15 protein-coding genes are annotated in these 15,558 nt (G+C 58.5%); 12 read left to right on the top strand and 3 right to left on the bottom strand.

Annotated features, from left to right (window positions below):
• Nucleotides 1-31: 31 nt before the first annotated feature.
• Both ABC383_RS14415 and ABC383_RS14420 read left to right on the top strand, forming a co-directional pair.
• The gene (locus ABC383_RS14415) at nucleotides 32-445 is read left to right on the top strand and encodes a DNA/RNA non-specific endonuclease (RefSeq protein ID WP_163967561.1); all 414 of its coding nucleotides are present in this window, start codon (nucleotides 32-34) and stop codon (nucleotides 443-445) included.
• Between the two features lie 413 nt (nucleotides 446-858).
• Nucleotides 859-1,473 carry an ABC transporter ATP-binding protein gene (locus ABC383_RS14420; RefSeq protein ID WP_163967562.1) on the top strand — a complete coding sequence of 205 codons (615 nt, stop codon included), beginning with the start codon at nucleotides 859-861 and terminating at the stop codon, nucleotides 1,471-1,473.
• A gap of 93 nt (nucleotides 1,474-1,566) precedes the next feature.
• Here ABC383_RS14420 and ABC383_RS14425 read toward each other — a convergent pair whose 3' ends face one another.
• The gene (locus tag ABC383_RS14425) at nucleotides 1,567-2,325 is read right to left on the bottom strand and encodes a DNA/RNA non-specific endonuclease (protein WP_163967563.1); all 759 of its coding nucleotides are present in this window, start codon (nucleotides 2,323-2,325) and stop codon (nucleotides 1,567-1,569) included.
• 240 nt (nucleotides 2,326-2,565) lie between these two features.
• Between ABC383_RS14425 and ABC383_RS14430 the strand changes: the two genes are divergently transcribed.
• From ABC383_RS14430 to ABC383_RS14445, 4 genes are all read left to right on the top strand, one after another.
• Nucleotides 2,566-3,495, top strand: a complete 930-nt coding sequence (locus tag ABC383_RS14430; RefSeq protein WP_163967595.1) for a restriction endonuclease — start codon at nucleotides 2,566-2,568, stop codon at nucleotides 3,493-3,495.
• A 201-nt stretch (nucleotides 3,496-3,696) separates the two neighbouring features.
• Nucleotides 3,697-4,326, top strand: coding sequence for a hypothetical protein (locus ABC383_RS14435; RefSeq protein WP_163967565.1), 630 nt, complete (start codon nucleotides 3,697-3,699; stop codon nucleotides 4,324-4,326).
• Between the two features lie 476 nt (nucleotides 4,327-4,802).
• On the top strand, nucleotides 4,803-5,294 hold the full coding sequence (locus ABC383_RS14440) for a hypothetical protein (protein WP_163967566.1): 492 nt from the start codon (nucleotides 4,803-4,805) through the stop codon (nucleotides 5,292-5,294).
• Between the two features lie 236 nt (nucleotides 5,295-5,530).
• On the top strand, nucleotides 5,531-5,716 hold the full coding sequence (locus ABC383_RS14445) for an AbrB/MazE/SpoVT family DNA-binding domain-containing protein (protein WP_407941692.1): 186 nt from the start codon (nucleotides 5,531-5,533) through the stop codon (nucleotides 5,714-5,716).
• 70 nt (nucleotides 5,717-5,786) lie between these two features.
• On the opposite strand, the gene ABC383_RS14450 is transcribed toward ABC383_RS14445, so the two are convergent.
• Nucleotides 5,787-6,182, bottom strand: coding sequence for a hypothetical protein (locus ABC383_RS14450; protein ID WP_413014822.1), 396 nt, complete (start codon nucleotides 6,180-6,182; stop codon nucleotides 5,787-5,789).
• Nucleotides 6,183-6,423: 241 nt separating this feature from the next.
• Nucleotides 6,424-6,681 carry a DUF6471 domain-containing protein gene (locus tag ABC383_RS14455; RefSeq protein ID WP_163967568.1) on the bottom strand — a complete coding sequence of 86 codons (258 nt, stop codon included), beginning with the start codon at nucleotides 6,679-6,681 and terminating at the stop codon, nucleotides 6,424-6,426.
• Nucleotides 6,682-6,923: 242 nt separating this feature from the next.
• Here ABC383_RS14455 and ABC383_RS14460 point away from each other — a divergent pair, with 242 nt between their 5' ends.
• From ABC383_RS14460 to ABC383_RS14485, 6 genes are all read left to right on the top strand, one after another.
• A complete protein-coding gene (locus ABC383_RS14460) occupies nucleotides 6,924-7,694 on the top strand; it encodes a hypothetical protein (RefSeq protein WP_163967569.1) in 771 nt (256 codons plus the stop codon).
• Nucleotides 7,691-9,718, top strand: a complete 2,028-nt coding sequence (locus tag ABC383_RS14465; protein ID WP_163967570.1) for a transposase family protein — start codon at nucleotides 7,691-7,693, stop codon at nucleotides 9,716-9,718. Before ABC383_RS14460 ends, ABC383_RS14465 begins: the two co-directional genes overlap by 4 nt.
• Complete coding sequence (locus tag ABC383_RS14470) at nucleotides 9,715-10,701, top strand: TniB family NTP-binding protein (RefSeq protein WP_328804825.1); 987 nt, start codon at nucleotides 9,715-9,717, stop codon at nucleotides 10,699-10,701. The genes ABC383_RS14465 and ABC383_RS14470 overlap by 4 nt, the downstream gene beginning before the upstream one ends.
• Nucleotides 10,698-12,542 carry a TniQ family protein gene (locus tag ABC383_RS14475; RefSeq protein ID WP_163967571.1) on the top strand — a complete coding sequence of 615 codons (1,845 nt, stop codon included), beginning with the start codon at nucleotides 10,698-10,700 and terminating at the stop codon, nucleotides 12,540-12,542. Before ABC383_RS14470 ends, ABC383_RS14475 begins: the two co-directional genes overlap by 4 nt.
• Before the next feature lie 162 nt (nucleotides 12,543-12,704).
• Nucleotides 12,705-13,208, top strand: a complete 504-nt coding sequence (locus ABC383_RS14480) for a hypothetical protein (RefSeq protein WP_163967572.1) — start codon at nucleotides 12,705-12,707, stop codon at nucleotides 13,206-13,208.
• A gap of 1,192 nt (nucleotides 13,209-14,400) precedes the next feature.
• A complete protein-coding gene (locus tag ABC383_RS14485; protein ID WP_041863569.1) occupies nucleotides 14,401-15,546 on the top strand; it encodes an acyl-CoA dehydrogenase family protein in 1,146 nt (381 codons plus the stop codon).
• Nucleotides 15,547-15,558: the final 12 nt, after the last annotated feature.

Below are 15,558 nucleotides of genomic sequence, written 5' to 3' on the forward strand. Positions count from 1 at the left end.
CCGAATCTCACATTAAACAAAGCAGAGAGCGATGCGAAAAATTAGCCACTTCATCACGACGGTGCTGTTTACCGTTGCTGTTGCTGGTCCAGCCGTTGCGAAGGAAATGCGAACATCGGCAGACTTCGAAGTATGCCCGCAATTTTTCGTCGCCAGTGCAGCCCCGCGCGTCCCCGCATCGGTCCTATCGGAGTCTCGGTCGCTGTGTTACGACGCGTTCGCGGTCTTGCATTCAGGACGAAGCAAGACGCCGGTGTTTGTGGCACAACGGCTCAATCGCTCTTTACTACAAGCGGCGGTTGGCGAGAAACGCACGAACAAGTTCTTTGCCGATGCCCGGCTGCCCTACTCTGAACGGGCCCAGCTCGACGACTACAAGGGCAGTGGCTTTGACCGCGGTCACATGGCCCCGATAACGGTGAAGCAACTGGCATCAGTCCAGTAGTTTTTTGTGTTCAATTAACAAGTGTGCTACCTTGGGGGGACCAGTGAAGGAAAAGAATATGGATACGCCAGCGCGCGGCGTCCCTGCCAACCAGGGCGCAGCTTCGAATAATGGCCCGACCAATGCCGGTCTAGTCCGTACTCCGTCCATGGATAAGCTCATTCGGCACGTGAACAGAAGTGAACGGTACTCCTTTGAATCCGTTTGCAAGTCGATTAGCGAGGCAGTTAGCAAGGCTAAGCACAAAGCTTAATTAGGCTTACAGCCAATCAAAAACCCGCACCCGTGCGGGTTTTTCTTTCCCCAGAGTTACCATCATTCAAGATGCGCGACCTTGTCACCTGAAGGCAGTAACTAGCGTCATCTGGTACGAGATCCGGCCGCGTGCCGCATTCATGCGTATACTTCCCCGCATGCTACGCATCGACAATCTCAGCAAGCGCTATGGCGACCACCGTCTATTCCAGGAGTTGACTCATACGTTCCCGCCTGGATGTGTGGCGCTATGTGAAGAAGACAGCACCGGCAAATCCAGCTTGCTGGGCATCATCGCGGGCGTGATCGCACCGGATGCGGGCGACGTTTGGATCGACGGGCATTCGCTCATCCAAACGCCGCTGCAAGCCAAAGTCCGCATGGCCTATGTGCCCGACAATTGCTTGGCGTTTCCCATGCAGACGGGGCGTGGATTGCTCGAGCAAGTCGCTTCCGAAAAGAACACAACGCTCGACGATGCCGTGCTTGATCTGGCATACAAACTGGGGCTGGAACCGCATCTGGATAAGCGCTTCGAACAGATGTCGACGGGTACGCGCCGCAAGGTCTTCCTGACGGCCGCCGCCTTGGGTGAGCCGGCCGTCGTCATCGCGGACGGCCCCAGCAACGGGCTAGACGCGCAGGCTCGCGCCGTGCTGGCCGAACAATTCAAGATCTGGTCCCGAGATCGCGTCGTGCTGTTCGCCAGTCACGACCCCGCACTGGTGCAGGCCTGCGGAGCAAGGGCAATCAATGTTGCCACACTGCGCTAAGCGCGGTGCTGCTTTAGTGCGACCCTAAGTCTGGGCCCTTCCAGCGGAGATGCCGAGGGTGCAACTTAGGGTATCCAGTATGTCGTGCTACGGCTAGTCTCGCACCGGCATCCCTGGCAGGAATTCGATCCCTGTCCTGTTAACCAATTCGCGGTAGGTAATCGGACGGCCGGCACGCGCTTCGTCCGTGTTTTCCATCCAATGCGCCCAGGCGCGGCCGGTCGTCGCATCGTAGACAAGCTTGTAGAGATATTTCGGAACCCAGACTTTGCCGGGACCGATCACGCGCGGGTTGTCGGCGAACACCGGCCCCGTGATGACGTACACGTCGCCGTGAGCGCGCAGGACGTATTTCCGGGTTGCTTGTTCAATACCGTTCCAAGACCGTTGGTTATTGAGCGGCGCTTGCGGCACCATGTTGGCCAACGAAAAGCTCTGCGCCATCGCTTGCGCTGCCGGCATATCGCCTGCCGGTGCCATGTGACCGCGGTCAAAGCCACTGCCCTTGTAGTCGTCGAGCTGGGCCCGTTCCGCGTAGGGCAGGCGCGCATCGGCAAAGAACTTGTTCGTGCGTTTTTCGCCAGCCGCCGCTTGCAGTGAGGCGCGGTTCAACCGCTGAGCCACAAACACCGGCGTCTTGCTGCGACCGGAATGCAGCACCGCGAACGCGTCGTAACACAGGGATCGAAACCGCAGGTGGTCCGAAGCGGGGATGTGCGGAGCTGCACCGGTGACAAAAAATTGCGGGCATGCCTTGAAGTCGACCGATGCCGGGGTTTCTTTCGCAATAGCTGGGCCGGCGACGGCAACGGCCAGCAGCACCGTCGTGATGAAGTGGCGGATTATTCGCATTACTCTCCACACCGTTTAATACAAGCGTCGGCGGTATTGTGCCCGTCCAAGGTGCGGAGCACTCGTCGCAGCGTGAAAAAATATGGCGAGACGAGTGTTGCTGGCAGGGGCGAGCCAAAATCCCGACGACTTGCCGTCAGATGGACGCCGCGGCCCCCGATGTTGAGAGTGATAGACTGACAATGTTGTCACGCAGGAATCACTGTGCGGGTAACCGCGGACCGGAGCGAAGGGAATGGCATGGCACGCCGCAGAAAAAAGGAGGGATGGGCAACCATATTGGTGATGCTGCCCTGGTGGGTCAGCGCCGCCGCCGGGTGCCTTGCCTTTGCCGGCATGCGCTGGATCATCCCTTCGGTATTTGCCCGCCACCCTTTCCTGGTCGCGCTCGGGGCACTGTCCCATGCGCTGGCTTGGCTGGCTTTGCTGCTGTTCGGCTTGCTGGCAGCCATCGCTTTCGTCCGCTCCCAAACGAGTGGAGGCAGTAAGCCGACCGCCAGGCGCACCGGCATGGTTTTGGGCGCACGCCGAGAACCGGTAGTAAGCAGCCCACCAGCAAAAATTGATCCGGGCTGGGGGCATTCCAACCAAAATGCGGGCCCCCTCCCGGTCTTCGGCAAAGCCTTCGATAGTTGGACGCTGGAAGCGCTGCGGGCGCTCGAATGGAAGCGATTCGAGCTCCTTTGCGCCAAGTATTATGAAGCCGTCGGCTTCCAGTCCGAAACCCTCCGCTGCGGTGCCGATGGCGGCATCGATATCAAGCTGTTCAAGATCGATCCCACCAAGCCGATCGCGATCGTCCAGTGCAAGGCCTGGAATGCGTACTCAGTCGGCGTCAAGGAAGTGCGGGAATTGTTGGGAGTGATGGCCCATGAAAAGGTGGGGCGAGGGATTTTCATTACGACCAGTACCTACACCAATGACGCGCTCACGTTTGGCGGCGCCAATCCGATGCAATTGTTGGATGGTCCAGGCTTCCTGAATAAAATCCTGGGCCTGCCCCAAGGTCAACAAGACGCGCTTCGAAAGGCTGCCTTTGACGGCGATTACCGCACACCGACTTGCGCCTCCTGCGGCATCAAGATGACGCGGCGCGAGAGTCAGCGCGGGGCATTTTGGGGATGTGTGCACTACCCGCGATGCAAGAGCCGCTTTCCTTTTTCAGTTTAGGGTGACCGGCTCTTTTCGGCCAAGAGCAGCCATTTGCCGTACGGCCTTTTAGCCACAAGGCTAAGTGATTTTGATGGGTTTTTAAAATTAAAGCCAGAGGACACAGCATCGGTGAGAACAAACAAGAAAAGTCTCAGAAGGCCCAGAGGGCCGGTAGGGAGGAGTGAGCCAAACATCCCCCGTGTTTCGTGGGTTGTTCGCATGAAAGAAGGTTTTACAGCACTGACCGCCTTAGTCAGCTTCATCGCGGGTGTATTCGGCATCCTCGTCCTATATGCAAATAATAAGGGAGCTTTTGCCGACCTCAAGAATGATTTTTACTCCTGGCTCTATCAGGAAAAAGCGTGGACAGGGCTATTCAACAATTTTCCTGAAGGCTACGTAGACATGGCATCAATGAACTTGTCAGACACAAGCCTTCAACTGGTCATTATCGTGAAAGATGGCAACGTAGAGGGAGTTATTGCGGATAAGAAGCTTTGTAAGGTGGGTTTCCCCAACGGTTACAAGCTGCTGAAAGGCGACATTGGTGTGTTTGGGAATACGGCCAACGTTCAGGCCTTTGACTTCGAGGCTGGTTTTCTTCGTGAGTATGCCGAGTTGAAGATTAAGCGAGAAGGCATCGTGCTTGAAGTGGAAGCGAGTGAAGGCTCTAAGTGGCTTCTTCCTCGCCCTGTACGAATTGCAATGCATCCAGAAACTGATGCAGACACCGGGATGAAATCGCTACTTGATTTCTGTGCGACAGAGCGTGCCGAACTTATGAAGCATCTGGGCCAACCACAAAAGAGTCATGGCATTGAATCAAAGCTCGACACAGAAACCCCTTGACGCTAGGCACTCCAGCCTCCAGTGAGGCTGCTGAGACATCTGGGCCCAACGATGACTGAGAGTAACCAGAGAGAAGCAGAATGTGCTGAGGTGTAATGGATCTCATTAGACATGAGGCTGAGGCTCAAATCGAAAAAAATGAGCAGGGCTACAAGCTTTGCATTCCAGACATGTGAGCACAACACTGTTGTGCGATGACTAACATCTCCTTTGGGTCGAGGCTGTGTGAAAACAAAAAACGCCTATAAATTTGTGCAGGAATGAACCATTAAATCGCACAACGACGCCATTTCTTTGCGCCGGCAAGCGTCCAAGCGAATGGAAATTTCAAGCTCCTCACGTTTTCACACAGCCTAGACCCGAAGCGGACGTTTGGTGTTTCCATCTTCAATAGCATGCAAACTTAGCGCATGCCGCGAATTTCAGGATTTCTATATTATTACTTCCCGGTTAGCTTATTAATTCTTTGACGGCCAATGAGCAAATACGAAACCATATCCCTAGGAATGTCCGCCCTCGCTCTTGTTATTTCCGCTGCGACTGGTTATTTCCAGTACCAAACGAGACAAGATTCCGTTGAGGAAAGAATAAAAGTTGAATTAAAAATGATGCTCGATAAAAGTCCGTTGAACCCACTGGACTTAAGAATGATAAGTGGCGTAGAAGAGAGGGAAAATCTTCAACCCGCTGTTTTAATTACAAATATTGGAAGCGCCACCGTTCGAATTCTGGAAGCCGGTTATCAAGATTTTGATTTGCCAAATCATGCGTTCTACGCAGGCACAGAGCAGCCGCGGACGTTATCTCCTGGAGAGCAAGCGATATTCCCTATTTCAGATATCGTCAAAGTTAATAGACAACTGGTTGATGACATTAAATTAGGCGAGGAGAAAAACGCAAAAATATTTGCCGTCTCCACAAAGGGAAATCGGTTCGAAGCGCCCGCGGTTATCGAAGTTGCCAAGTAACAGCCACATCATTCAGAGAAGCCTAACCTAACTTACATTTATAGTTCACGTTCGGTTTTACACGACCGCGAGCGGAAAAATACGGACACTGCTGTCACCGGACAATTACCGGTTAATTCCGGAACGCTTGCGTTTTCGGCAATGAAGGGGGCGACGCGGATGGCCGTCGGCGGCGAGGTTAGGCTGCATAAACGTTGGCGAATACCACCCTGAAATGTCCTTATAGACCAACGTTTTTGCAGGTCGAGCGACCCGAGCGCACCCATCAGCCGTGTCCCCTGACTGCCTCCGGGAAAATCATCATTCCTCGTGAGATCCGGGAGCGGCTTGGCCTAAAGCCTAGCGACCAGGTTCGATTTTTCCTAGGCGAAGATGGCACCCTGGTGTTGCGCCCGCAACCTCCTCCCTCTGGTAAGCAATAGGATAGGCCGCTCACCAGGGCTTGATGCACTCCGCAGCGATAGGATTGGCGCGCGCCGGTGCTGCCTGATTTTAGAAGTCCAATGCCTCGCGTTCAGTGGCAGTCAGGGCGCGCACGCGCTGGGTCGCTTCGCGCCGCTGAAGGGCGCTGAGGGCCGGATCCGATTCCGCCAGCAAGTCAGCGAGTGTGGCGCCGGGCGCGATCGCGTCCAAGTACCGGAGCACCTGCGGGTGAAGTTTGCCGGGCGGTTCTATCAACCCGGATGCATCCCACCAGAAGTCGTGCAAGCTTATGAGATTTGTCTGGACTTGGCGCAGCAGCTTGCTCCGGCAGTTGGATTGAAACGGGAAAACGTAGCCCCCTGTCAGAACAAGCCGTTCTTGACCAGTACCTGCCGCGTTGAGTCGCGACTCGATGGGTTGCGGGGAATATGCGCTGTCTGGCAGGGGTTTATTGCTGTAGCTCACAATTCGGTACCGTCGAGCTTGAAAATCCCACCAATGATGTCTATTTTGCAAATTTACGCCGGTGCAACGCCGGCACGTAGTAACGCCACGATGAGCCAGTATTCGCCTTGCTGACCGCCTGTCCGGTCGTGCCCCCTATTTATGAGAGGGTACGACGCGGGAGCGGGCGATGAAACGGGTCTGGCTGGGGGCGAATCGGGCGCAAGGGCTGGCATGCGGCTCAGGTCGCGCGACTCTGTCCCTATTTAAGCGGGAGGGTTTCCACCCCCATGGCGCGCAGACAGGCGACCAGAAATGCCGCGCTGAACCGCTTGCGATTGACCTTGCGGTTGATCTGGTCGGGCGACTCGTCGATTCCCAGCTCCGCGAGCAGGCGCGAAAGCTGTTTGTAGCGAATACCGCGCCGCAGCATCTCGATTTCTATCAACTCTTTCGCGGTCTGCTCCCAAGCCTCGTAAGGCTGAACCGGCTGGCCACCATGGCGTGGCAGTCTCTCCATCACTCTCCCTCGGCCTTCAAGAGGCGTTTGCTCATTTCCTGCCAGTATTCTCTCACGGCTATTTTCAGTCGTATACGACTGATGTCCACCCGCCAGCATTACATGTTCTCAGGCAGTCATTTTTTTGAGGACCAATTGTTGGCAAAAAGTTTACCTATCACCCCGCCGCTCCGGCAGGGAGCCGTTGTGTTCTTGGCAACCGACCGAGCCACCCTCCAATTGCCGAGCCTCGGAGGTGCGCAATGAGAAGCGCGCCATCCTATGGCGTGCGCAGCCGCCGGACTGCGGCGAACGCCGGCGTCCGGTTCACGGCCCGGACGTACGGCAAAGCCCGCATCGGCACCTATGCCGAAAAGGCCGGCGGCCACATCACCGTCGACTCCGACGCGGAACGCCTGGTGGCGCACCTGCTGAGCGTCGACCCGCGCGTGCGCTCCTTCAAGCCACAACCGTTCACCGTCGACCTGGTCGGCGAACGGCTGCTGTTGACGCGCGAAGAAGTCTCCGAGGCACGCCGGATGCGGGGCGGCCGCGCCGGAGAGGTGGAATACACACCCGACTTCGCCACGGTTCAGCTCGATGGCCTGCAATGCGCGTACGAAGTCAAACTCGAGGGTTACGAGGGCGACGACCGCTACTGGGCGAAAATCGAGCGCGCCCGCGAAATCATGCTGGCGTACTGCTATCCGCTCTCCACGCTGGTCGTGCCGGCGGACGAACGGCACCCGGTCGTCGTCAATGCCCAACTGCTGAAGCCAGCGCTCGTGCGCGCCCAGGAATACCTGACGCCGGACATCATCGACCGGGTCCAGCGCTATTGTGAATCCGGCCCGGTGCTGCAACGCGACCTGTGTGCCGACCTCCAGATTCCGACGGGCCTGCTTCCGCCGCTGCTGGCCACCGGTGTGCTGCAAGCAGACGTGGCGCATCACCGCATCTGCGCCACGCTGGAACTGTCGGCCGCCTATGGCGACCTGGGCCACCTCTGCCTGATTGAGGAGCTGCGGTCATGATGTCCGACCTGCGCGTCGAAGACAAATTGGCGCCACCTGGCGAGCCGGACCGCTACTTCGAGGTGCTGGACGCTCGTATCCATGCCGGCACTATCCAAATTTTCGATGCCGCAAAACGCGAGGCTCGTTTTGTCGATGAAGCCGCCATCCGGGCCGGAATTGCGGCCGGCAGTCTGATACTGCATCGCAAGGGAATGCCGCGCGTCGGCCTCGTCGCCCAGTACGACAACCCGGCACTGCACGCCAGGGACCGTTTTCTGCACGACGCCCTGCGGCGCATCGATGCCCTCCGGGCGCAACGGGGTCTGTCGTTTGACGCCGCGATACCCCTGGCCCGTGAGGCCTACGTGAGCGAGCACGCAGACGGATTGGTGGTCTGCGCGTTTCCATCTCGTCCGACCCTGTTCCGGGCTCACAAGAAGCAACTGCTCGGCTTGCCGGTGCTCAAAGGCGACAAAAACAAAGGCAACGCGACGCCCAGGTATGCGAGGGACCTGATGGAATTCGCCGAGGGGGTCATCCAGGACCGGTACTTGGTCACGGAATCCAAGTGGACGGTCCTGGACCTGACGGGATATATCAACCGAGAAGCCCGCCGCCGCGGCCTGCATGTTGCCAAGCACGCTATCAGCCGCAAATTCGTCGTCGCCACGATTCATCGCCTGACCGTCGATGCCGAATACGACCGGATGGACCCGCTCAACCGGGTCGCCGGCAAGTCGTTCGCAACAAAGCGTATCCGGGCGGCATTTCCTTTCGCCCGCATCGAGCAGGATGCCCTGCATTTGCCATTCGTGGTGCGCACCCCCCATGGCGTCGCCCGGACCGTCTATCTGGTGCTGGCGATTGATGTCTGCACCGGGTATCCGGTGGGATGGCATCTGGTCATTGGTTCGCCGCGCGAGATGGATTCGCTGCGGTGCATCGAAATGTATCTGACGCCAGCCAAGGCGGCCCGCTTCAAGGCGCTGGGCATCGCCCATGCACGGAATCTCTATGGCACGCCTGCCCAGGTCATTTTTGATAATGGTCCGGAGACCAAGGGGGGCCGCATCGTTCGCCTGGAACTGCTAGGGATGGACGTCAAGCACTGCAAGGCGAAGGAAGCGCAAGGCAAGCCCTTCATCGAGCGCCTGAACCGGGCGCTCAAGGAGGCGTTGCAGCGCCTCCCGGGCTGCACGCGTTTCGAAGGTAAGGATGGCAAGCGTGACCCGGAGGCGCTGGGCGATGCGCTGATGACAGTCGACGCGCTCGAGAAGTGGATCGTCCGGTGGCTGTACGAGGACTGGGTCAACACGCCACTCGAGCGTCTGCGCTGGGACGAATTATTGGTCGATGCGGTCAAGGGCAAGACGCCGCTTGCGCGTCTGAATTACCTGACCGAAGAGAGGGGACATCCGATCACCATGCCACCACCGCGTCAGCAATGGATGGCCGCGCTCTTCGAGCACAAGCGGTGCACGCTGAGCGCCAAGACCGGCATCACGCTTGAGCATGGCTTCCGTTACAAGGGCGAAGCCATGTCCTATCTGCTGGCCAAGTACGGCGACCACGCCCAGCTCCATGTGGTCTACAACCCCGACGATTTCCGCCAGGCGTACGTGTACGAGGACGATGCCCTTCCGCTCGTCACGCTGACGCACGAACACGTCCGCCCGCAAACACCGGCCTGGACGTTTGCGGAAGCCAAAGCCCGTTTCGATGCGGGCATGGAGGACTGGACGGTCCCGGACGACAAGGTGCAATTCCTGCGCGACCTGGACGCTGCGGTGACTGGACATGGCAAGGCACGGAAACCGCGCGGCAAGCGCGCAGAAAACCAGGAAACCGTACGCCGGGCCAAAGACCACTCGGCCCTCCAGCGCAGCATCGACCGGCCGCTGTTGTCGACTGGGCCGTTTGGGCCTGCCCCTTCGACCAATCCCTCATTGCCCACGGAAGACCTTCAGCCGGTTGCCATCTCGTACGACGATGCGCCGCTGATGTCCATCGTAAACAGAACCACTGGAGAAAAACTGCTGTGACACCAGCCCAACAATTGCGCCGAGATATCGAGACCTGCGAACTGCCGCATCCCATGTTCGTGGAGCACCTCGCTACGCTCAAACGGCGCATCGATGACGCCCTCGCTGGCTTTGCACCCAAAATCGTTCGCGTCCCCGGTCCGAGCGGCGTGGGCAAATCTTCGCTCATTGCCACCCTGTCGCGCGACTACCCGGAAACCCGTATCGACGGACGGCGCCATGTGCCCGTACTGGTGGTGGCGGTGCCCCAATCTGCAACGGCCAAGCTGCTTCCCCAAAGTGTCCTGCGCGCGTTGGGCATCGGGGTCCCTGCCCGCCTGACGGCGGGAGCGCTGTTCGATTTCATGGTGACGCAGCTGCGCCTGGCCGGCACGCGGGTGATTATTTTTGACGAGATATCGCACCTCGTGGATGAAGGGTCGCGCGTGCCCCCGCGCGCCTCCAGCGACTGGCTCAAGGCTCTGGCCGACACCCTCGACATGACGCTGATTCTGTTCGGTATTCCGCGCCTCGAACGCCTTTTTTCAGCGAATGAACAACTGCGTCGCCGGGCTTATCCTGCGCGCCATTTTTTGCCGTATGACGCCAGCGATGCCAAGCAGATGGCGGCATACATTTCATGCGTCACCAATTATGCCCGCCTGTTCGCTGCGGCGGCCTATCCGATTGACGTGCGCCCCCGCGTGCTGACGCAGCAAAGCTATCTGCTCACCGGTGGCCTGATTGGGGTACTCGCCGACTTCATGCGTGAGTTGGCCAAGTTAATGGCGAACCAAGCACCGCGCGCCATCACCTACGCAGACTGCCAGAAGGCACTGGCAGACGTCAACCACGCCGGGTCACCGCACAGATTGGCCTTCCGGGATTCGGGCATCGAAGACGTGGACGTCGAGCCGGCAGCCCTCAAGCAGGCCTACGTCCATGTTTTGACCAGCAACCTGGCGTCCGTCCCGGTCCGTAAAAAATCAGGAGATAAACAATGAGCCTCATGCGGACCTCTGCGCCTCGGGACGATGAGTCCGGCATGGGGTACTACCGTCGACTTTCCGGCGACAATGCGCTGTTCAGCTGGCGTGACCTGACGGATACGGCGGGTGTCGAACGGAGTCGCCGCGCCTTGCTGATGCGCACGGACGAGGTAGCCCGGAATCTGGGTCTGGAGCCGGCATGGACCGAATCCGCCAGGCAGAAAGAAGACCTCTGCCGCGACTGGGGCCGACTGCATCGTGCGCAATCGGATGCAGTGTGTCCAGCGTGCCTGGCGGAATCGGCGTACCTGCGACACCCGTGGGAACACGCATATGTCACCGCATGTCCGCAGCACCGCCTGCGCCTGGTCGACCAGTGCAACGCCTGTGGCAAACACCTGTCGCCGGAGCGACTCTATATCGGATTGTGCGCGTGTGGCCATGACTTGGGCAGCCTGCCGCGGGTGCCGGCGACCCAGGCACAGCAGTGGCTGTCGACGCTCATGGCGAGCCATGGCCGGCAGTCGGGCAGCACGAAGCCGGTGCTGCATGACGTCGACACCAACGTGCTGGTGAAGGTCATTCGGACGCTCTGCCTGCATGCAGGCCCGAAGCCGCCCGGGTTGTCGCGTGGCGCAGCCGTGCCAAAATCGGTCGCGGAAGCGGTCGAATTCCTCGCACCGCTCGAAGCCTTATTGACTGATTGGCCAATGGGCTTTCGGGCGCATGTTGCGCAACGCATTGCCGCCGGCCGCAAGGATGCGCGCACGCTGAACACATTGCTGGGCGATTGGTATATCAGCCTGCGCAAGCTGTGCCAGGGCACGACGCTCGAGCCGCTCCTGCACATCATCCTCGACGTCGCCGCCGAAAAAACCGATTGCGTACTGGGCTTGGATTCGGCCAAGGCCATGGCCGAGGAGGCGACCGGATACCTGCGGGCGCCGGATGCCGCCAAAGCCATCGGTGTCAGCGTTTCCCGTCTGCATGACGCGATTCAGGCGGGCGAATGCGCGCACCGCACGCGGCGTACGGGCACGCGTGGGCAGGTGTATGAAATTCCCTGCGCCGAGGTCGAGCGCATCCAGCAGCAACGTGCCGGGTGGATTTCCGACAGCACGGCCTGCGAGCTGGCCAGTGTTCCCCCCGTCGTGCTCGAACGCATGAAAGCGGCCGGTGTCATCCGGTCCGACATCCGCTGGCGCGAAGACCTCCTGAAAGGCGGCCCGGTCGAACGCCCATCCCTGCTGGATTTATATGCGCGTGTGGACCGGTGGGCCGCACCCACTGCGGTGGCCGATGATGCAACCCTCACCTGGGCGGAACTGACCAGCCGGCGCATGGGGGAGAAGCAGGCCATCGAGTCGCTGATGCAGGCCGTTGCAAATGGCGACGTGAAAGCCGTCGCCCATGCGCGAACGCTGGGCGAACTGTCTTTCCTGAGGGCGGACGTGTCACGGTATTTCGGCACGCCCCTGCTCGAGGCGGGTATGTCGATTCAGCAGCTGGCCAAAGCGACCGGCTGGAAATGGGAGTCCATCGCGCACTGGGTGGACGAAGGGTTGCTGGCGTCCGAGTCGATTCAACGCCGCGGCCAGCACTGCCGCGTCGTGTTGCCGCATCAGCTGTTGGCATTCCGACAAACCTACGTGCCTCTTGCCGACTTGGCGCGTGGCATGGGTACCAAATCGTCTGCCCTATCGAAGCTGTTGTCTGGCATTGAGCTGGTCGGTGCTCGGCATCTCCGAGACGGAGCCATTCGCGGCGGGCTGATTCGCATGGCAGAGCTGGGGCGCCTGGCAGTTCTCGGAGCAAGGGCAGGGCAAGACCTGTTTGTTCCATTAGCGCAGGAGTGATGATGGTTACCCAGCTCTTCCGGTATCGCGCGGTGCCATTACTTTTGAAACTTCTCAAGTGTCGTGAAACCGCTGCTACGGGTAAAGAGAGGACGATAGTCATTTGGGCACTGCGCGGTAGCAAGCAACACTTTACAAAACCAGGCTTTTGAGAGACATGAAATGGCACAACGCTTGCAAGACATTCTCCATAAACTTTACAGGCCGCCGACTGACAGGACGCGCCAAGTTTTTGCATTGTCGCGGCCTGATGCGGAAAAGCTGCCGCTATTGCCATCGATTGCCGTCATCTCAATCACTGCACCGGAGCGCCCACCAGCTGCCATTGGCGACTTCGCTCACGTGCTGCGCCTGAGCTTTGCCGACGTCGATTTCCTCAATCCGGACCTATCCGAGCGCGCTCGGGGAAAGCTGGCTCACGCCTTCACCGAAGAGCAGGCAGAAGCCATTCGCTCCTTCGTCGAAGCACTGCCCGATGAGATATGCTCATTAGTTATCCACTGTGAAGGAGGCTATTCGCGCTCATGCGCCGTCGCCGTCGCTCTCCATCAGCTCTATGGTTACCAGGTGGAGCTCGCGCACCTCACGGAGGCTAACCGTTCAATCGTGCGCGTGCTGATGGGAGATTTTCGTAGCCACCGCAAGCGGAAGAAAACCACTCGCTAACATGCATCCATGCATCTGGCCTTGTCGTTGGGTACTCGAATGCGACTACATCCCAATACCCACCCGGTACCTCTATTGGCGCTTCTGAACACATCCTCCCAACTGAGAAATGGATTCGCCATTCTCATGCTTACCCAAATGGCTCAGCCTAAAAGCAGGTGAACACCTTCACAGCCTTGCTACGGGTGGTGAGGCTGAGCCCAGCCCTCCCTGGCAGATTTGCCCGGATGCGCCTTCACTCAGCCGTCACCCCCACTGCTACGGTATGGAGCCGGCCTCGCCCGGCAGACTTTCGTTCCACGCCTCTGCCTTCGCCAGCGCGCCGATTTCTCAGAACTTCCCCCCAGAATCGGTTTCCCCGGCGTGCTGGTGGTCGGCACCTCGTCCACGCCGGCGGCAATTACCACATCACCGAAGCCCACCAATGGGATGGGGCGGTTCTTCGACCCGGCGGCATGGCGCGCGGCGGGTGGCATGCAGGTTCTTGCATCACAGTATATGTGTCGCTGGAGGGCATGCCACGCGAATCGAAGAAGCTTGAAAAATTTTGCGCTCGAGATGGGCTGATTCGAATAGGCAGCGAGCCGTCAGAAGACGGGAAACCCATCCCTAATCCAGGGTGTCTGATTTATGCTTGATTGCATCAGGAAATTTGGAAAAATGTCTGAAAAATGCATGGCTCCCCGAGTCTTGTCTGAATTTTGTTTGATTCGCCAAAAGTGCTAACTTTGCGGCAGATACAACAACCGGCTCGCGCCGATAAACTGCGAGCAACAGTATTTCGAGAGACTCGTCAGTGTCTAGGACACAGGGAGCGATTCACTCATGACCTGTCTTGGCACCACGAGAGAGGAAACGCCGAGGAGTGGCGGCGGCCGTACGGCCCCTTCGCTGGCGCCGGCCAAGGGTACTGGCAGTGGTGAATCCAACCAAAAAACTTCGAGGGGTGGTATTACCCACCACCGCAATGTGCGCGCTCATCAAAAGACGAGTAGAGGGGCCGATGACATGATTGACAAGGGTAAGAGGCGGGAACATAATTGACCGAAGAGTAGAATTCATGTTCAATAGGTAAAACGATCTTCCAATAAGTCGAAAATTGGTGAGAAAAGTGCTCCGGAAAGCCCGGCAGCATATGGCACGCATTGATCACTACAACAAGGCGCCGCAAGGCTCCATTCAAGGAGATATGATGTCCGATACTTCCGCAGTCTTCCTGAGCGAACAGGAAGTCATGATCCGCGATTCCGCCAGAAAGGTGGCCAACGAAGTCGTCGCAACGACCGCGGCGGCGCGCGATCAGTCGCAAGCTTGGCCACATGACGAGCTGAAATCTGTGGGTGAACTCGGCTTTATGGGTATGTTGGTGCCAGACGAGTATGGCGGGTCGGGCGCAAGCTTTGTCGAATACTGTCTGGCCATTGAAGAGTTCGCGGCGGCGGATGCTGGATTTGCGACTATCGTTCATGTCCACAACAGTCTGGGTCTGACGCTGATGTGGTCGGCTAGCGAAGAACAGAAGCGTAAATACTTGCCAAAGCTTGCCAGCGGTGAGCACATTGGCGCCTTCTTGCTTACCGAGCCTCACGCCGGATCCGACACCGCGGCATTTCGCACCTCCGCGCGACGAGATGGCACTGAATACGTCCTGAACGGCAGCAAGCAATTCATTTCGAACGGCAGCGAGGCAGGCTTGGCGATCGTGCTTGCGGTCACCGATCCAACCGCCGGCAAGCGCGGAAAAAGCTTGTTCCTAGTCGACCCGAAGCAGCCCGGATACGAGGTCGCACGTGTCGAAAGTAAATATGGTCAACACACCGCACATCTCGCGCAGATCGAATTGAAGGATTGTCGCGTCCCAGCCGGAAATCTCATTGGTGCCGAAGGCGCAGGCTATCAGCAAACGATGGCATTACTGTCGCACGGCCGTGTCGCCATTGCGGCGCAGGCCGTTGGGGTCGCTCGTGCCGCCCTGGAGGCGGCCTTGCGGTACGCCAAGGACCGGGAAGCGTATGGCGCCCCGATCATCAACTTGCAAGCGGTCAGCTTCGACTTGGCAGACATGGCGATGCATGTAGAGATTGCCCATCAGTATGTGTTGCATGCCGCACGCTTGGTCGATGCGAACGTTCCATGCGCGAAGGAAGCGTCGATGGCGAAGCTGTTCGCTAGCGAGATGGCGGAGAAGGTGTGCTCTACCGCGCTACAACTCCATGGTGGGTACGGCTACCTCAAAGATTTCCCGGTCGAACGCTATTGCCGTGATGTCCGTGTCTGCAAGATCTATGAAGGCACGAGCCATATTCAGAAGCTCATCATTGCGCGTAGTCTGGCCTAGGAATAACGCCGG

This window comes from Noviherbaspirillum phoenicis (assembly GCF_047237965.1).
Classification (GTDB): Bacteria; Pseudomonadota; Gammaproteobacteria; order Burkholderiales; family Burkholderiaceae_D; genus Noviherbaspirillum_A.